Source organism: Streptomyces sp. NPDC096079 (genome assembly GCF_040303145.1).
GTDB lineage: Bacteria > Actinomycetota > Actinomycetes > Streptomycetales > Streptomycetaceae > Streptomyces.
This window is the reverse complement of the sequence record NZ_JBEOST010000001.1, coordinates 78,994-96,859: the sequence shown is the minus strand read 5'-3', so window position 1 is coordinate 96,859 and position 17,866 is coordinate 78,994. Positions and strand designations below refer to the sequence as shown.

At 73.7% G+C, this 17,866-nt stretch carries 17 protein-coding genes; 13 read left to right on the top strand and 4 right to left on the bottom strand.

Annotated features, from left to right (window positions below; genetic code table 11):
• Positions 1-381 precede the first annotated feature (381 nt).
• Positions 382-1,104, top strand: coding sequence for a ferritin-like fold-containing protein (locus tag ABTY59_RS00440; protein ID WP_352016685.1), 723 nt, complete (start codon positions 382-384; stop codon positions 1,102-1,104).
• A 23-nt stretch (positions 1,105-1,127) separates the two neighbouring features.
• Here ABTY59_RS00440 and ABTY59_RS00435 read toward each other — a convergent pair whose 3' ends face one another.
• From ABTY59_RS00435 to ABTY59_RS00420, 4 genes are all read right to left on the bottom strand, one after another.
• Positions 1,128-1,397: a hypothetical protein gene (locus tag ABTY59_RS00435; RefSeq protein ID WP_352016684.1), complete on the bottom strand. Its 270-nt coding sequence runs from the start codon at positions 1,395-1,397 to the stop codon at positions 1,128-1,130.
• A gap of 175 nt (positions 1,398-1,572) precedes the next feature.
• Complete coding sequence (locus tag ABTY59_RS00430) at positions 1,573-1,800, bottom strand: DUF3107 domain-containing protein (protein ID WP_015036001.1); 228 nt, start codon at positions 1,798-1,800, stop codon at positions 1,573-1,575.
• A gap of 146 nt (positions 1,801-1,946) precedes the next feature.
• Positions 1,947-2,606: a TetR/AcrR family transcriptional regulator gene (locus tag ABTY59_RS00425; RefSeq protein WP_352016683.1), complete on the bottom strand. Its 660-nt coding sequence runs from the start codon at positions 2,604-2,606 to the stop codon at positions 1,947-1,949.
• 164 nt (positions 2,607-2,770) lie between these two features.
• Positions 2,771-2,986: an Rv3202a family protein gene (locus ABTY59_RS00420; protein ID WP_225803467.1), complete on the bottom strand. Its 216-nt coding sequence runs from the start codon at positions 2,984-2,986 to the stop codon at positions 2,771-2,773.
• Between the two features lie 140 nt (positions 2,987-3,126).
• Here ABTY59_RS00420 and ABTY59_RS00415 point away from each other — a divergent pair, with 140 nt between their 5' ends.
• The 12 genes from ABTY59_RS00415 to moeZ all read left to right on the top strand — a co-directional run bounded on the left by ABTY59_RS00415 (position 3,127) and on the right by moeZ (position 17,819).
• A complete protein-coding gene (locus ABTY59_RS00415) occupies positions 3,127-4,092 on the top strand; it encodes an alpha/beta fold hydrolase (RefSeq protein ID WP_352016682.1) in 966 nt (321 codons plus the stop codon).
• A gap of 8 nt (positions 4,093-4,100) precedes the next feature.
• Positions 4,101-5,555 carry a DUF3152 domain-containing protein gene (locus tag ABTY59_RS00410; protein WP_352016681.1) on the top strand — a complete coding sequence of 485 codons (1,455 nt, stop codon included), beginning with the start codon at positions 4,101-4,103 and terminating at the stop codon, positions 5,553-5,555.
• A gap of 101 nt (positions 5,556-5,656) precedes the next feature.
• On the top strand, positions 5,657-5,752 hold the full coding sequence (locus ABTY59_RS00405) for an Ms4533A family Cys-rich leader peptide (protein ID WP_312883206.1): 96 nt from the start codon (positions 5,657-5,659) through the stop codon (positions 5,750-5,752).
• 156 nt (positions 5,753-5,908) lie between these two features.
• A complete protein-coding gene (locus tag ABTY59_RS00400) occupies positions 5,909-7,654 on the top strand; it encodes an ABC transporter substrate-binding protein (RefSeq protein WP_352016680.1) in 1,746 nt (581 codons plus the stop codon).
• Positions 7,651-8,628, top strand: a complete 978-nt coding sequence (locus ABTY59_RS00395) for an ABC transporter permease (RefSeq protein WP_352016679.1) — start codon at positions 7,651-7,653, stop codon at positions 8,626-8,628. The genes ABTY59_RS00400 and ABTY59_RS00395 overlap by 4 nt, the downstream gene beginning before the upstream one ends.
• Entirely contained in the window at positions 8,625-9,614 is a 990-nt protein-coding gene (locus tag ABTY59_RS00390; RefSeq protein WP_352016678.1) for an ABC transporter permease, read from the top strand. The genes ABTY59_RS00395 and ABTY59_RS00390 overlap by 4 nt, the downstream gene beginning before the upstream one ends.
• Complete coding sequence (locus ABTY59_RS00385; RefSeq protein WP_403538353.1) at positions 9,611-11,284, top strand: dipeptide ABC transporter ATP-binding protein; 1,674 nt, start codon at positions 9,611-9,613, stop codon at positions 11,282-11,284. Before ABTY59_RS00390 ends, ABTY59_RS00385 begins: the two co-directional genes overlap by 4 nt.
• 190 nt (positions 11,285-11,474) lie before the next feature.
• On the top strand, positions 11,475-13,094 hold the full coding sequence (locus tag ABTY59_RS00380; protein ID WP_352016677.1) for a glycosyltransferase: 1,620 nt from the start codon (positions 11,475-11,477) through the stop codon (positions 13,092-13,094).
• A 13-nt stretch (positions 13,095-13,107) separates the two neighbouring features.
• The gene (locus tag ABTY59_RS00375) at positions 13,108-14,724 is read left to right on the top strand and encodes a hypothetical protein (RefSeq protein WP_352016676.1); all 1,617 of its coding nucleotides are present in this window, start codon (positions 13,108-13,110) and stop codon (positions 14,722-14,724) included.
• Between the two features lie 147 nt (positions 14,725-14,871).
• Positions 14,872-15,843: an NAD-dependent epimerase/dehydratase family protein gene (locus tag ABTY59_RS00370; RefSeq protein ID WP_352016675.1), complete on the top strand. Its 972-nt coding sequence runs from the start codon at positions 14,872-14,874 to the stop codon at positions 15,841-15,843.
• Positions 15,831-16,577 carry a spherulation-specific family 4 protein gene (locus tag ABTY59_RS00365; protein WP_352016674.1) on the top strand — a complete coding sequence of 249 codons (747 nt, stop codon included), beginning with the start codon at positions 15,831-15,833 and terminating at the stop codon, positions 16,575-16,577. Before ABTY59_RS00370 ends, ABTY59_RS00365 begins: the two co-directional genes overlap by 13 nt.
• Before the next feature lie 63 nt (positions 16,578-16,640).
• The gene (moeZ, locus tag ABTY59_RS00360) at positions 16,641-17,819 is read left to right on the top strand and encodes an adenylyltransferase/sulfurtransferase MoeZ (protein ID WP_352016673.1); all 1,179 of its coding nucleotides are present in this window, start codon (positions 16,641-16,643) and stop codon (positions 17,817-17,819) included.
• Positions 17,820-17,866: the final 47 nt, after the last annotated feature.

Below are 17,866 nucleotides of genomic sequence, written 5' to 3'. Positions count from 1 at the left end.
TTCTGTGAGACGCGGCGCGAGGCGAACGAAGGGGGTCGTACCGTGCCGGGATCCTCCGGGGGGATCGGGGAGATCACCGCCGGGTGGCACGGGACCACTGCCGTCGCTCGAGCGTCGTACCGCTGAGGGTGACCCTTCCGCGGGTCCGCCGGAAGGGCTGTCGGGCCGGAGCCGATCGGGCCACCGACCGGGCATCCTCATTCATGAGTCGGCCCACCGAATACGTCCGAACGTGCGAAAGCATGTCCGCATACTCAGCAGGCGCCTTATCACTGTACCCCGGATTCGCGCATGTGTGTTGGGAGAAATGGTGATGAGGGCACGGTCACACTGACTGACCAGCGCCTTACCGGGCCGCGCGGGCGGGCTATTGTGCGCTTCATGGAGACGCCTGACAACGCCACACCCACCGGGATCGCCGCCAAGGACTGGGCGGAGGCTTCCGCCGAGCCGCAGTACCGCGCCGCCGTGATCGACCTCCTCGGCGCCCTCGCCTACGGAGAGCTCGCGGCCTTCGAGCGGCTCGCCGAGGACGCCAAGCTGGCGCCCACCCTCGCGGACAAGGCGGAGCTGGCGAAGATGGCCTCGGCCGAGTTCCACCACTTCGAGCGGCTGCGCGACCGGCTCGCGGCCGTCGACGCCGAGCCGACCTCGGCCATGGAGCCCTTCGCGAAGGCGCTCGACGACTTCCACCGCCAGACCGCGCCGTCGGACTGGCTGGAGGGCCTGGTCAAGGCGTACGTGGGCGACTCGATCGCCAGTGACTTCTACCGGGAGGTCGCGGCCCGGCTCGACTCCGACACCCGCGGGCTCGTCCTCGCGGTGCTCGACGACACCGGGCACGGCAACTTCGCCGTGGAGAAGGTCCGCGCGGCGATCGACGCCGACCCGCGCGTCGGCGGCCGGCTCGCGCTCTGGGCGCGCCGCCTGATGGGCGAGGCGCTCTCGCAGGCCCAGCGCGTGGTCGCCGAGCGCGACGCACTGTCGACGATGCTGGTCGGCGGGGTCGCGGACGGCTTCGACCTCGCGGAGGTCGGCCGGATGTTCTCCCGGATCACCGAGGCGCACACCAAGCGCATGGCGGCGCTGGGCCTCGCGGCCTGAGCCGCCTCAGCCGGACGCGCCGGTCAGACCGCGGCTGATCGGCGCAGCCTGCGCGAGGCGGGGCGGATCAGCAGCGACAGCAGCACCGCCGCCACCGCCACGGCGCCGATCAGGGTGGCGAAGGGATGCCCGGGGCCGAGCGCCCCGTGCGTCACCAGCGCACCGAAGACGCCGCCCAGCGTGCCGGTGACAAGGACGATCGCCCGGACGGGGAGGCGGTCGGGCAGCCGGTGCGCGGCGGCCCAGGCCAGGGCGAAACCGAGCAGGGCGGAGCCGAGGGCTTCCAGGAACACGGCGGATCACCTCGCGAGGGGTGCGGGGCGGGTGGTGCGGTCAAGGGCGTCCTACCCCCGGCGTCCTCGACGCAATCCTTCCGTACCCCCTGACGTGGCCGAACGGCCGGACGGACAGACGAAGGGCCCGGCGGACCGATGCGGTCCACCGGGCCCTTCCCGTCGGATCCCTGGCTCAGAGCGCGCCGAAACCCACGCGGCGCACGGCGGGCTCGCCGAGCTCCACGTACGCGATCTTCTCGGCCGGAATGAGGACCTTGCGGCCCTTCTCGTCCGAGAGGCTGAGCAGCTGCGCCTTGCCGGCCAGCGCGTCGGCCACCGCGCGCTCGACCTCCTCGGCGGACTGCCCGCTCTCCAGAACGATCTCCCGGGGTGCGTGCTGCACGCCGATCTTGACCTCCACGGCTATGTCCCTCCGAACGGTCAGCGTTGCGCGGACGACCCGCGCCGTACGCTGCACACATTAGCCCGGTGAGGGGACCCGCACGGGGCAGCCGCCGCACGCCAGGAGCGAACACCGTCCGGGAACACGGCCGCGGCGGGAGCGGTTCAGTGGCCCTCGGCGCTCAGCTGACCGTCCACCGGGTGCAGCGGGAAGCCGGCGATGCCGCGCCAGGCGAGCGAGGTGAGCAGTCCGACCGCCTTGTCGCGGGGGATGCCGGAGCCGCTCGACAGCCAGTAGCGGGCGACGACCTGCGAGACGCCGCCGAGGCCGACGGCGAGCAGCATCGACTCGTCCTTCGACAGGCCGGTGTCCTCGGCGATCACCTCGGAGATGGCCTCGGCGCACTGCAGGCTGACCCGGTCCACGCGCTCGCGCACGGCCGGCTCGTTCGTGAGGTCCGACTCGAAGACGAGACGGAACGCGCCGCCCTCGTCCTCGACGTACGCGAAGTACGCGTCCATGGTCGCGGCGACCCGGAGCTTGTTGTCCGTGGTGGAGGCCAGTGCCGTGCGCACGGCGAGGAGGAGCGACTCGCAGTGCTGGTCGAGCAGCGCGAGGTAGAGCTCCAGCTTCCCCGGGAAGTGCTGGTACAGCACCGGCTTGCTGACCCCGGCCCGCTCGGCGATGTCGTCCATGGCGGCGGAGTGGTACCCCTGGGCGACGAAGACCTCCTGGGCCGCGCCGAGCAGCTGGTTCCGTCGGGCACGTCGCGGCAGGCGCGTGCCCCGAGGGCGTGCTGCCTCTGTCTGCTCGATGGCGCTCACGCGGCCTCCCAAAAATCGATCCATGCGCGCTGTCGCGCCGCGCCGCCATCGTACTTTTGGGTAACCCGGCTGTGTGCGGTGCGAACGCAGAATTTCACGGACCGGACGCCCGGGTCGACAGTCGCTTCAAGATTAAACCGAACAAATCAGCGGGAGTCGTGTGCTCAGCGGTAGTCGTCCTCGTCGAGGGCGACGACACGCGCCTGCTCGGACGCGTCGGCCTCGTTCGCCGAGTCGCGCTCCAGATGGGTGGGCTGCTCGTCCTCGCGCTGCTGGAGTTCGGTGTGCTGCTCGGCAGCGTCGGCCTCCGGGATTTCCTGGTCCAGCACGACGTCCTCTTCCTCGGTGAATGTGTCCGGCTCGCTCGGATCGACAGTCATGCGGTTCCTTCCGGGGGTGCGGGTCGCGGTGCTCCCGATGGCCCTCTCTTCGAGCCTAGGAGCGAACGCGCCCCGCCGCACACGCACCTGTGACCGCACCCACACACGTCCGCGCGTGATCGTCTCGTAATATTGCGGCCATGTCCTCGACCGAGCTGCCGGAAACCCGGACCGCCGCCGCACCGACCGCGTCGCGGACCCGCGCCGTACGGGTCGCCGACGGCGAGGAGCTCCGCTCCGTCGCGCTGCCCGGACTCACCCTCACCGTGCGCGCCCGGCCGGGGACCCGGCCCGGTCTCGCGCCCGCCCTGTACGTGCACGGCCTCGGCGGCTCCTCGCAGAACTGGTCCGCCCTGATGCCGCTGCTCGCGGACCTCGTCGACGGCGAGGCGGTCGACCTGCCGGGCTTCGGCGACTCCCCGCCGCCCGACGACGGCAACTACTCGGTCACCGGACACGCCCGGGCCGTCATCCGGCTCCTGGACGCCGGCGGACGCGGACCGGTCCACCTCCTCGGCAACTCGATGGGCGGCGCCGTCGCCACCCGCGTCGCCGCCGTCCGGCCCGACCTGGTCCGCACCCTCACCCTCGTCTCCCCGGCCCTGCCCGAGCTGCGCGCCCAGCGCACCGCATGGCCCACCGCGCTGCTCGCGGTGCCCGGAGTCGCCTCCTTCTTCGCGAAGCTCACCAAGGACTGGACGGCCGAACAGCGCGTCAAGGGCGTCCTCGCCCTCTGTTACGGGAATCCCGGCATGGTCACCGACGAGGGCCTCCTCCACGCGGTGGAGGAGATGGAGCGGCGCCTGGAGCTCCCCTACTTCTGGGACGTCATGGCGCGCTCCTCGCGCGGCATCGTCGACGCGTACACCCTCGGCGGGCAGCACGGGCTGTGGCGGCAGGCGGAGCGGGTCCTCGCCCCGACGCTGCTGGTCTACGGCCGGCGCGACCGGCTCGTCTCGTACCGGATGGCCCGGAGGGCGGCCGCCGCCTTCCGCGGCTCGCGCCTGCTGACCCTCCCCGAGGCGGGGCACGTGGCGATGATGGAGTACCCGGAGACGGTCGCCCAGGCCGTCCGGGAACTGATCGCCGATGACGGCGGGAGCTGAGCAGGGGCGTGGGACGACATAGTCGTAAGGGCTCCGCGCCCTCGGTGGCCGACACCGGGCAACAGGCGGGGGCGGGGGCGGGGGCGGGCCCGGCGGGACCGCCGCCGGGGACGGGGCGCCGCCGCAGGACGGCGGACGGCGGCCAGGAGACCACGTACGCGCAGGGGTACGGGACCCCGGCGCACGGGACTCCGGTGTACGGCACGCCCGCGCACGGGACTCCGCAGTACGGGACCCCGCAGTACGGGACCCCCGCGCACGGGGTTCCGCAGGTCGGGACCCCCGCCCACGGGACTCCGGTGTACGGCACCCCCGCGCACGGGACCCCGCAGTGCGGCACCCCCGCCCACGGCACCCCGCGGTACGGCGCCCCGGCGTCGGCCGCCGCGCGGGTCGGGGCCCCCGCCTTCGACACCCCCGCGCACGGCACCCCCGGCACCCCCGCGCACGGTGTCCCCGTCATCGGGGCGTCCGTACGGGGCGGGCACCCGCAGCACGAGGAGACCTCCACCCCGCGTCCCGGGCCCCGGCACGGCACGTCGCGAACCGCCGCGACCGAACAGGCCGCTTCCCAGGCGCCGTTCATCCCCGGCCCCCGCCGCGAGGGCGCGGGGGAGGACCCGGAGGCGGAGACCCCGGCCGGCCGGGGCGGTCTCGGCCGCACCCTCACCGGAGTCGCGGCCGCCGCCGTCGCCACGGTCCTCGCCGTCATCGTCGCCGGGCAGGTCACCGCACGGGACGAGACCCCGCCGGCCACCCGCGCGGCCGGGGAACCGGCGGAGCGGCCCGCGGACCACACCTCCGCCTCCCGCTCGGACGACCGGGCCGTCCCGTCGAAGCCGGCGCCGGCCGTCACCCCGCCGACCTACGAACAGCTGATGACCCGCCAGTTCCCGATCGACCCGAAGCTGAGGGGCTCCGGGGAGTTCGAGGCCGTGCCGGGCCTGGCGAAGGCGCCCGGCAAGGGGGAGCTGATCCGCTACCGGGTCGACGTCGAGAAGGGCCTCGGCCTGGACCCGAAACTCTTCGCGGACGCCGTGCAGAAGACCCTCAACGACCGGCGCAGCTGGGCCGGTCGGGGAGAGAAGACCTTCGAGCGCATTTCCAGTGGAGATCCCCAGTTCGTGATCACCCTGGCGAGTCCGGGAACCACCGGCGCGTGGTGTGCGAAGTCGGGTCTCGACACCACCGTCGACAACGTCTCCTGCGATTCGGCCTCCACCCAGCGCGTGATGATCAACGCCTTCCGCTGGGCGCAGGGCTCGCAGACCTTCGGCCCGAAGGCGATGTACGCCTATCGGCAGATGCTCATCAATCACGAGGTCGGACACCGGCTCGGCCACGGTCACGTGAGCTGTCGCACGCCGGGTGCACTGGCTCCCGTGATGCAGCAGCAGACCAAGTCCCTGGACATCGACGGGATCAAGTGCCGCCCCAACCCCTGGGTGTATCCCACGAGTTGACGGACGGTCCGGGCGGCGGCCGTCCACATCCCGAGACGCGCGTCTCGGGATGACGCGGATGCGCGTTGACATCGCTCACGCGTTCGTCCATATTTCTCGGCATGTCGCACCGTCACGCCGTTTCCGATAGCGCCGCCCTTGAGCTGGCGCTCTTCGGCGTGACCGGACACACGGTCGCCGACATTCTCTGTAGCTGACGCAGCCCGAGCGCTCGTCGGCCTTTCCTGTTTCTCGCCGCGCCCGGGTTCCTCCTTCCCGCAGGCGCGCACCGTCCTCCCTTTTCGGGCTGTTTCCCCGTGCCTGCGGAATTCCCTTTCCCTTTCCCGCAGTTCACCCCGAGAGGTCTCCTTCCGATGCGTTCATCGTCCGTCGTCTCCCGCCGCGTGGCAGCGGCCGCCGTCAGTGTCGTCCTGGCCTCGGGCGCCGCCGCGTGCGGTCCCGAGGACGCCGGCGCCGCGGGCGGCACCTCCGGCAAGGCCGCGGGAGCCCCGCAGAAGGGCGGCACGCTCACCGTCCTCAACAACGAGGCCCAGAGCGACTTCGACCCGGCCCGCCTCTACACCTCCGGCGGCGGCAACGTCCCCTCCCTGGTCTTCCGCACGCTCACCACCCGCAACCGCGAGGCGGGCGCCGCCGGCACCCAGGTCGTCCCCGACCTCGCCACCGACACCGGCCGCCCCAACAAGGACGCCACCGAGTGGACGTACACGCTGAAGGAGGGCCTGAAGTTCGAGGACGGGACGCCCATCACCAGCGCCGACATCAAGTACGGCATCGAGCGCTCCTTCGCGGCCGAGCTCTCCGGCGGCGCCCCCTACCTGCGGGACTGGCTCGTCGGAGGCGACACCTACCAGGGCCCCTACAAGGCCGGATCCGACGGGAAGAAGGGGAAGGACCTCGCGTCGATCGTCACCCCCGACGCCCGGACCATCGTCTTCAAGCTGAGGAAGCCGGAGGGCGAGTTCCCCTTCGTCGCCACCCAGACCCAGTTCGCCCCCGTCCCCAAGGCCAAGGACACCGGCGCGAAGTACGAGGAGCACCCGGTCTCCTCCGGCCCGTACAAGGTCGTCGAGAACGAGAACGACGGCGAGCACCTCGTCCTGGAGCGCAACCCGCACTGGGACCCGAAGACCGACGAGGAGCGCAAGGCCTACCCGGACCGGATCGACGTCAAGTCCGGGCTCGACCAGGCCGTCATCAACCAGCGCCTCGCCACCTCCTCCGGCGCCGACGCCGCCGCACTCACCGCCGACACCAACCTCGGACCCGCCGAACTCGCCCAGATCGGCTCCGACAAGGCGCTCGCCGCCCGCGTCGGCACCGGCCGCTTCGGCTTCACCAACTACATCGCGTTCAACCCGAAGGTGAAGCCCTTCGACAACCCGAAGGTCCGCCAGGCCATCTCGTACGCGGTCAACCGCACCAGCGTCGTCAACGCCGCCGGCGGCTCCGCGCTCGCCGAGCCCGCCACCACCTTCCTGCCCGAGCAGAAGGCCTTCGGCTTCACCGCGTACGACCACTTCCCGGCCGGGAAGACCGGTGACCCGGAGAAGGCCAAGGCGCTGCTCAAGGAGGCCGGCTACCCGAACGGGCTGACCGTCACCCTGCTGCACTCCACCGCCCAGAACCGCACCACCAGCCCCGAGATCGCCACCGCCGTCCAGGAGGCCCTCGGCAAGGCCGGCATCACCGTCAAGCTCGACGGACAGGAGCCCAACTCCTTCAACGAGAAGCGCTGGAGCGTCAAGGACGCCCCCGGCTTCTTCCTGTCCCGCTGGGGCGCCGACTGGCCGGCCGGCGGCCCGTTCCTCGCGCCGATCTTCGACGGCCGCCAGATCGTCACCGACGGCTCCAACTACAACCACGCGCAGCTGAACGACCCGGCGGTCAACCAGGAGATCGACGAGATCAACAAGCTGACCGACCAGAAGGCCGCGGCCGCCCGCTGGGGCGCCCTCGACAAGAAGATCGGCGAGCAGGCCCTCGACGTGCCCCTCTTCCACCCCGTCTACAAGCAGCTCGTCGGCAAGGACGTCAAGAACGTCGTCATCAGCGACTGGACCGGAGTCCTCGACATCTCGCTGGTCGCGGTCAAGTGACCAGCCTGACCGACGTCCCGGCGCCCGTGGCGGGCCTCCCCGCCACGGGCGCCGCCCGGCAGGTGTGGCGACGGCTCCGCACCCGCCCGGCCGCCCTCGTCTCCGCCGCCGTCCTCCTCCTGCTCGTCCTCCTCGCCCTCGCCGCGCCGCTGCTCGCCGCCCTGGAGGGCCAGGACCCGCACACGTACCACGACGACCTCGTCGACTCGGCCCGCGGCGGCGTCCCGTACGGCGCCTTCGGCGGGGCGGGCGCCGACCACTGGCTGGGCGTCGAACCCGGCACCGGCCGTGACCTGTTCGTCCGGCTCCTGTACGGCGCCCGGGTCTCGCTGCTCGTCGCCGTCGGTGCCACCGCCGTCCAGATCCTCATCGGCGTCCTCGTCGGCCTCACCGCCGGGCTCGGCAGCCGGTGGCTCGACGGGCTCCTCAGCCGCGTCACCGACGTGCTCGTCGCCCTCCCGATGCTGGTCCTCGCGCTCGCGCTGACCGCCGTCGTCCCGCGCGACTTCCCCCGACCGCTGCTGCTGGTCCTCGTCATCGGGCTGCTCGGCTGGGCCTCCACCTCCCGGATCGTGCGCGCCCAGACGCTCACCCTCAGGGGCCTCGACTTCGTCGCCGCCTCCCGGCTCGCCGGCTCCGGCCGGTGGCGCACCGCCCGCCGGGAACTCCTGCCCTCGCTCGCCGCGCCCGTCATCACCTACGCGGCGATCTCCTTCCCGACCAACATCGTCGTCGAGGCCTCCCTGTCCTTCCTCGGCGTGGGCGTCACCCCGCCCACCCCCTCCTGGGGGCAGATGCTGTCGACGGCCCAGACCTGGTTCCGGGCCGATCCCGCGTACGTCCTGCTGCCCGCGGGACTGCTCTTCGCCACCGTGCTGGCCTTCACCGTCCTCGGCGACGCCGTGCGCACGGCCCTCGACCCCCGCGAGGCGAGCCGGCTGCGCGTGGGCACCCGTAAGGAGTCCTCCCGATGACCCGCTTCGTCCTCAAGCGGCTCGCGGGTGCCGTGCTCGTCCTGCTGGCGCTCTCGGTCCTCGTGTACGCCCTCTTCTACCTGGCGCCCGGCGACCCCGCCCGGCTCGCCTGCGGGGAGCGCTGCAACCCCGAGCAGATCGCCCAGGTGCGCGAACGACTGGGCCTGGACGAGAGCGTGTTCAGCCAGTACCTGCACTTCCTCCAGGGCGTCCTCGCCGGCCGCGACTACTCCACCGGAACCGCCGTCACCCACTGCGACGCACCCTGCCTCGGGCTCTCGTACCAGAACGACCAGCAGGTCACCGGACTGATCCTGGAGCGCCTCCCGGCCACCGCGTCCCTCGCCCTCGGGGCGATGGCCGTCTGGCTCGTCGTCGGCGTCGGCACCGGACTCCTCTCGGCCCTCCGCCGGGGCGGCGTCACGGAGCGGGTCCTGACCGTCCTCACCCTCGCCGGGACCGGCATGCCCGTCTTCATCCTGGGGCTGCTCCTGCTCATGGCCGTCTGCGCCTACCTCCAGTGGCTGCCCTTCCCCTCGTACGTGCCGCTCGGCGAGGACCCCGAGCAGTGGGCCTGGAACATGCTGCTGCCCTGGCTCACCCTCGGCTTCTTCGAGTCCGCGAAGTACGCCCGGCTGACGCGGAGTTCCACCCTGGAGACGCTCGCCGAGGACCACATCCGCACCTTCCGGGCGTACGGGGTGGGGGAGCGGTCCGTCGTCACCCGCCACGCGCTGCGCGGCGCCGTCCCGCCGGTCATCGCGGTCAGCGCCGTCGACCTCGGCTCGATGTTCGGCGGGGCCGTGCTCACCGAGTCCCTCTTCGGCATCCCCGGGCTCGGCAGGACCCTCCTCGACGGGGTCCGCGCGATCGACCTGCCCGTCGTGGTCGGCGTCGTCCTGGTGATGGGCACCGCCGTCGTCCTCGCCAACGTCCTCGCGGACCTGCTGTACGCGGCCGCCGACCGAAGGGTGGTCCTGACGTGACCGCGTCCGCCGAAGCCGCTCACGCGCCCGCACCGGGACCGCCCCCGCTGGTGGAGGTCAGCGGCCTGACCGTCGAGTTCGAGCGGGAGGCCGGAGCCGTACGCGCTGTCGACGGGCTCTCCTTCACCCTCGGCGAGGGCCGCGCGCTGGCCCTCGTCGGCGAGTCCGGCAGCGGCAAGTCCACCGTCGCCGGCGCCCTCCTCGGCCTCCACCGGGGCACGGGCGCACGCGTGGGCGGGACCGTGCGCGTCGACGGCATCGACGTCGCCGCCGCGGGCCCCGCCGAACTCCGGCGGCTGCGCGGCGGGGTCGCCGCCATGGTGTTCCAGGACCCGCTGTCCGCCCTGGACCCGTACCACGCCGTCGGCGACCAGATCGCGGAGGTCCACCGCATCCACCATCCGGTGTCCCGGAAGGCCGCCCGGGCGCGCGCCGTCGAGGTCCTCGACCGGGTCGGCATCCCCGACGCGGCCCGCCGCTCCCGCTCGCGTCCGCACGAGTTCAGCGGCGGCATGCGGCAGCGCGCCCTCCTCGCGATGGCCCTCGCCTGCGAGCCGAAGCTCATCGTCGCCGACGAACCGACCACCGCCCTCGACGTCACCGTCCAGGCCCAGATCCTCGACCTGCTGCACGAGCTGCGGCGGGAGACCGGCACCGCGCTCCTCCTCGTCACCCACGACGTGGGCGTGGCCGCCGAGAGCGTCGACGAGGTGCTCGTCATGCGCGAGGGGCGTCAGGTCGAGCGCGGCCCCGTCGCCGGGGTGCTCGGGGCGCCCTCGGAGCCGTACACCCGCGCCCTGCTCTCCGCCGTGCCCCGGCTCGACGGGCCGGCCAGGACCGCCGCCGAGAAGGGCGAGGTCCTCCTCGAAGCGGTCGGCCTGCGGCGGGACTTCGGCCGCGGCGGGAGCGCCGTGACCGCCGTCGACGAGGCCTCCCTCACCGTCCGCGCCGGCGAGACCCTCGGCGTCGTCGGGGAGTCCGGCAGCGGCAAGACGACCCTCGGCCGGATGCTCGTCCGGCTCCTCGACCCGACCGGCGGCGAACTCCGCTACCGGGGCGCGGAGATCGGCGCCCTGCCGGAGCGGGAACTGCGCCCGTACCGCCGCGAGCTGCAGATGGTCTTCCAGGACCCGGTCGCCTCCCTCAACCCCCGCCGCTCCGTCGGCGAGTCGATCGCCGACCCGCTGCGCGTCGCGGGGGAGCGGGACGAGACCCGGATCCGGGGCCGGGTGCGGGAACTGCTCGACCGGGTCGGGCTCGACCCCGACCGGTACGGGGCCTATCCGCACGAGTTCAGCGGCGGCCAGCGCCAGCGCGTCGGCATCGCCCGCGCGCTCGCCGCCGCACCCCGCCTGATCGTCTGCGACGAGCCGGTCTCCGCGCTCGACGTCACCACCCAGGCCCAGGTGACGGCCCTGCTCGCCGAACTCCAGGCCGAACTCGGCCTCGGGCTCGTCTTCATCGCCCACGACCTCGCGGTCGTCCGCCAGGTCAGCGACCGGGTCGCCGTCATGCGCGGCGGACGGATCGTCGAACAGGGCACCGTCGAGGAGGTGTACGGCGCACCCCGGGATCCGTACACCCGGCAGCTGCTCGCCGCCGTCCCCTCGCTCGACCCGCTGCTCGCGGCCGAGCGCAGGGAACGCCGCCAGGAGCTGGCCGCCGCCTGACCCTCCGTGACCGTTCCGCCGCGTACCGCGACAGAACGCGACCGGGGTGGGAAAGTTACGTGCATTCACCCCTTCCGGTGGTGCGACGGACAACCGTCCGTCGCACCACCGGTGTATCCGCTTACGTTCTTCCCGCTGCGAGTCACCGGGCCGACGGTGACCGCCGTCAAGGGAGATCGGGGGTGCACGCGTGCGGATCGGACTGCTGACGGAGGGTGGCTACCCGTACGCCACCGGTGAGACCGGACGCTGGTGCGAACGGCTCGTGCGCGGGCTCGGACAGCACCAGTTCGACCTCTACGCCCTCGGCGCGACCGGCACCCCGCCGCCGCTGCCGCCGAACGCCCGCGTCGCCCGCGCCGCCGACCCCGGCACCGCCCCGGCGTCCTGCGGCCCCGGCCGGCCCCGCACCGCCCGCCGGGCCTACGGACGCCATGAGCGGCGCCGCTTCACCGAGGCCTACCACCGGCTCGCCACCGGACTCTGCGCCGAGGACGGCACGGACTCCTTCGCCGAGGGGCTCTACACCCTCGCCGAACTCGCCCGCGAGCGCGGCGGGCTGGCCGGCGCCCTCCGCTCCGACGACGCCGTCCGTGCCCTGGAGGCCGCCTGCCGCGCGCCCGGCGCACGCCGGGGCGCGGCCGCCGCCGGGCTCCCCGACCACCTCGCCTTCGCCGAGCACCTGGAGCGGGCCCTGCGCCCCCTCTCCCTCGACTGGTACGAGGAGGACGCGCTCGGCGCGGCCGACCTCTGCCACGCCGCCGCCGGTGGCACCACCGCCCTCCCCGGCCTGCTGGCCAAACGCTTCTTCGGCACCCCGCTGCTCGTCACCGAGTACGGCGCGCCGCTGCGCGCCCACTACCTCTCCACCTCCGGCGCCGACCGCTCCGCCCCCCTCCGCGCCCTGCTCGCCGGGCTCCACGGCAGGCTCGCCGACGAGATCTACCGGCAGGCCTCCCTCCTCACCCCCGGCAACGCCCACACCCGCCGCTGGCAGGAGAAGTGCGGCGCCGACCGGGCCCGCATCCGCACCGTCCACCCCGGCATGGCCGCCGAACGCTTCGCCGAGGTCGGCGAGGACGAGGAGAGCGGCGACCCCGCCACCCTCGTCTGGGTCGGCCGCGTCGAACCAGCCAAGGACCTCGTCGGTCTCCTCCACGCCTTCGCCGAGATCCGGGCCCGGCAGTCCGACGCCCGCCTGCGGATCGTCGCCGTGCCCGTCCGCGAACCAGGCGCCGGCGCCTATCTCACCTCCTGCAAGGGGCTCGCCGCCCAGCTCTTCCCCGACGAGGCCACCGGGGCGCACGCCGTCGGCGAGAACCCCGTCACCTTCGAGGAGCTCGGCGGCCCCGAGGCGCCCACCCTGGAGGACACCTACGCCTCCGGTGCGCTCGTCGTCATGTCCAGCCTGGTCGAGGGCTTCCCCGCCAGCCTCGTCGAAGCCATGTTCTGCGCCCGGGCCACCGTCTCCACCGACGTCGGCGCCGTCGTCGAGATCATCGGCGGCACCGGCCTCGTCGTCCCCCCGCGCAACCCCCGGGCGCTCGCCGACGCCTGCCTCGCGCTGCTCCGCGACCCCGAGCGCCGCCACCGGCTCGGCGCCGCCGCCAGGGCCCGCGCGCTCGAACTCTTCACGGTCGAACAGAACCTCGCCGCGTTCCGCGGCATCTACCTCGAACTCCTCTCCCACGCGCCGGTGCGCCACCGCCCCGGGGACGGCGTCCCCTTCGCCCACCCGGCCGAGGCCCATGTGCCGGGCAGCTGGGCGCCCAAGGCCGTGACCGCGGGGACAGGAGCCCCCGATGCCTGAAGGAGGCACACCCATGCGCGGCTCCGCCGCCCCGACGAGCCCCGGAGCCTGGGACGCCCGCTCCGAAGCCCTCCTCGGCACCCCCGCCCTCACGGCCGCCGGCGCCCTCGACCTGCGCGCCCCCGCCCCCGAGGACCCCGCCGACGCGGCGCCCTCCGGGATAGCCGGCCCGGCCGGGGCCGGCGTCGTACCGGAGGAGACGGTCGACCCGCACCGGGCGGAGGACGAGACCGACCCGCGCCCGTCGGACCCCGCCCGCGCCCGGACCGGCGCGGGCGAGGCGTCGGAGGAGGCCGCGGCGACGTGCCCGGGGCCCGGCGCCGACCGACGTCCCGCCGACGGCGGCGACGCCCCGGCGCGCGGCGCCGCGTGGAGGACGGCACCCGGGGCAGCCCCGGCACCGGGCTCCGTACCCGAGGCACCGACACCCGGCCTCGCGCCCGCCCCTGCGCCCGAGGCTCCGGCGCCCGTGCCCGTTCCCGAGGCTCCGCCGTCCGTGCCCGTGCCCGTGCCCGTGCCCGCGCCCGTGGCTCCGGCACCCGCCCCTGTCCCCCGAGCTCCCGTCCCCGTGCCCGCTCCCGGTGGGGCGTCCAGGAACCGGCGGGGGAACGCCGATCCCGTCAAGGTCCTCATGCACCGGCACCGGGAGCTCTGCGAGCGGGCCGTCGACCCGCTGGAGATCGCCGCGGGCCTCGAAGCGCAGGGCTTCACCGACCGGACCGCCGCGCGGTTCCGGCACCGGGACGTGTTCTCGCTCGCCGAGGAGCTGTACGCGCGCGTGCCGCGCGGACAGGAGAGGCCCGCGCCCGCCGGCGCACCGGAGCCGGCCCGCGCGCCCTGGGCCCTCGCCGCCCTCGCCCCCGGCGGGGCCGCCGCGCTCACCGGGCTCGGGCTCGCCTTCGCCCACGGGCCCGTGCGGATCGCCGTCGGGGCCGCCGGGGCCCTCGCCCTCGGCGGGGCACTGCTGCTCGCCGTCCGCCGGGGCCCCCTCCGCGCCCCCGACGGCGGAACCGTTCCCGCCGCACGGCTCTGGACCCTCTGGCTCCTGGCCTACGCGGTCGGCGGCGACGGACTCCTGGACCAGGTCGTCAGCGGCGGCCCCGACGGGCCCTGGGACCTGACCCCCGCGCCCCTCCTGGGCCTCGCGCTCGCCGTGGCACCCGCCGCCTGGTGCACCCACCTCTTCACGAGCCGGGCCCGCCGCCGCATCGCCGACAGCCGGGGACTCGCCGACTTCGCCGCCGTCACCCGGCCGCTGCTCCTCGGCACCGTGACGCTCCAACTCCTCGCCCTCACCGCCCTGCTCGCCCTCACCGGCTTCAGCCCCGGCGCCCTCGCCCTCGGCGCCCTCCTGCTGCTCGCCCGGCTCCTCACCGTCCACGGCTTCCCCGAGACGGCCGCCGCAGCGCTCGCCGCGGCCTCCGCCGCGGAGGCCCTCGCCCTCGCGAGCGTCCTCGCCGCCCGCGTGCCCCTCCCCGGCTTCGACGCGCTCGCCGTCCCCGTGCGCGCCCTCGTCGAGGCCGGTGGTCCCGGGGCCGTACCCACCCTCGTCTGCGGCGCCGCCGCGCTCGGCCTGCTGGCCCACGCGACCGGCACCCTGACGCGGGCCTCCGCCCACGCCACCCGATGAAAACCCCGGAACCCCACCCCCCTTCGCACCCGCGGAGCCGACGCCGCGGGCGCGTCCCGTCACCTCTCTCATCACCCCCGCAAGGAGAACGAAGACCATGACCCCCCAACCCCAGGCACCGGCCGGTCGGCACACAGGGGCCGCACGATGAGGGTGCTACTGCTCGGAGCCAACGGCTTCATCGGCCGATTCGTCGCCGACCGGCTGCTCGCCGACCCGGCCGTCCACCTCACCGCGCTCGGCCGGGGCGACGACGCCGACGTGCGCTTCGACCTCGCCTCCGGCAGCCCCGGCGCGCTCACCCGCTTCCTGGACGCCGTCCACCCCGGGGTCGTCGTCAACTGCGCCGGAGCCACCCGCGGCGGCGCCCGCGAGCTGACCCGGCACAACACCGTCGCCGTCGCCACCGTCTGCGAGGCCCTGCGCCGCAGCGGGTGCGGGGCCCGGCTCGTCCAGGTCGGCTGCGCCTCGGAGTACGGACCGAGCCAGCCCGGTTCCTCCACGGCCGAGGACGCCGTCCCGCGCCCGGGAGGCCCGTACGGCGTCTCCAAGCTCGCCGCGACCGAACTCGTCCTCGGCTCCGGGCTCGACGCCGTCGTCCTGCGCGTGTTCTCCCCGGTCGGCCCCGGCACGCCCGCCGGCTCGCCGCTCGGCCGGCTCGCCGAGGCCATGCGCCGCGCCATGCAGGCCGGCGACGGCGAGCTCAAGCTCAGCGGACTCGGCGTGCAGCGGGACTTCGTCGACGTACGGGACGTGGCACGAGCCGTCCACGCGGCCTCGCTCTCCGCCGCGCAGGGCGTCGTCAACATCGGCACCGGCCGCGCCGTGAAGCTCCGCGACGCCGCCGCCGTCCTCGCCAGGGTCGCGGGCTACGCCGGCAACCTGCACGAGCTGGACGCCCCGCACGGCATCCCGCAGCGGCCGATGATCGGCGCCCCCCGCGGCGAGGGGACCATCGCCGAACAGCTGGCCTCCGCCCCCTACCCGTACCCCGACGGCTGCGGGCCCTGGCAGCAGGCCGACGTCCGCACCGCCCGCGACCGGCTCGGCTGGCGGCCCCGGATCAATCTGGAGGAGTCCCTCGCCGACATCTGGATGGAGGCGGCGTGTCGCATCTGACGACGACCACGGCCACCGGAGCCGTCCAGGCACTCGGCTTCGGCGTCCCCGGCTACGCCCATCCGCTGCTCGCCCCCGTCGAATGGGCGGAGCTGACCCGCCCCGGGACCCCGCTGCACTGGGCGGTGCTCAACGTGGCGGACGGCCCCGGCAGCCGCCCCGACCCGCACTGCCTGGAGGCGGCGGGGAAGCTGCGGAACGCCGGGGTCAAGGTCCTCGGGCACCTGGACCTCGCCCATGGCTCCCGGCCCTTCGGGGAGCTGGTCTCGGACGCCCACCGCTTCCTCGACTGGTACAAGGTCGGCGGCTTCTACCTGGACCGGGCCCCCGCCGACCGGGCGGACCTGGCCGGGACGCGGCGGCTGACCGCGACCCTGGAGGCCGTGCTCGGCGGCGAGGCGCACCTCGTCCTCGGCCACGGCACCCACCCCCACCCGGGGTACGCCGAGACCGCCGACCAGCTGGTGACCTTCGCCGGGTCCTGGGTGGACTACCGCTGGTCGCAGGTGGCGGAGTGGACCGCCGAGTACACGGAGACGAAGTTCGTCCACCTCGTCCACGGCGTCCCGCGCACCCACCTCGACGAGGCCCTGCGGATCGCCCGCTGGCAGGGCGCGGGGACGATCTTCTTCACGGACCGGGCGGGCCGGCCGGGACAAAGTGCCCCATTCCAATCGCTGCCCGGCTACTGGGACGAAATCGTCTCGCGGATCGGAACGGGTGTCTCGGAATGAGGAGGGGCGTGGCAGTGTTACGGGGAGAACAACCGTACTGACATACCGACCATCGGAGACTCCGTGTCGCTGCCACCCCTGGTCGAGCCGGCTTCCGAGCTCACCGTAGACGAGGTCCGCAGGTACTCCCGCCACCTGATCATCCCGGACGTCGGGATGGACGGACAGAAGCGGCTGAAGAACGCCAAGGTGCTGTGTGTGGGCGCCGGCGGCCTCGGTTCCCCGGCCCTGATGTACCTGGCCGCCGCCGGTGTCGGCACGCTCGGCATCGTGGAGTTCGACGAGGTCGACGAGTCGAACCTCCAGCGCCAGATCATCCACAGCCAGGCCGACATCGGCCGCTCCAAGGCCGCGTCCGCGAAGGACTCGGTCCTCGGCATCAACCCGTACGTCAACGTGATCCTTCACGAGGAGCGGCTTGAGGCCGACAACGTGATGGAGATCTTCGGCCAGTACGACCTGATCGTCGACGGCACGGACAACTTCGCCACGCGCTACCTGGTGAACGACGCCTGCGTGCTGCTCAACAAGCCGTACGTCTGGGGCTCGATCTACCGCTTCGACGGCCAGGCCTCGGTGTTCTGGTCCGAGTACGGCCCCTGCTACCGCTGCCTCTACCCGGAGCCCCCGCCGCCGGGCATGGTCCCGTCCTGCGCCGAGGGCGGCGTCCTGGGCGTGCTGTGCGCGTCCATCGGCTCCATCCAGGTCACCGAGGCCATCAAGGTCCTGGCCGGCGTGGGCGACCCGCTGGTCGGCCGTCTGATGATCTACGACGCCCTGGAGATGCAGTACCGCCAGGTGAAGGTCCGCAAGGACCCCGGCTGCGCGGTCTGCGGCGAGAACCCGACCGTCACCGAGCTCATCGACTACGAGGCCTTCTGCGGCGTCGTGTCCGAGGAGGCCCAGGAGGCGGCGCTCGGCTCGACGATCACTCCCAAGCAGCTCAAGGAGTGGATCGACGAGGGCGAGGACATCGACATCATCGACGTCCGCGAGCAGAACGAGTACGAGATCGTCTCGATCCCGGGCGCGCGTCTGATCCCGAAGAACGAGTTCCTGATGGGCAACGCCCTCCAGGACCTCCCCCAGGACAAGCGGATCGTCCTGCACTGCAAGACGGGTGTCCGCAGTGCGGAGGTCCTCGCGGTGCTCAAGTCCGCCGGCTTCGCGGACGCCGTCCACGTCGGCGGCGGCGTGATCGGCTGGGTCAACCAGATCGAGCCCGAGAAGCCGATCTACTAGCAGCCGATCCGGCAACGCTGTGCGGAAGGCCCCGGACCTCAGGTCCG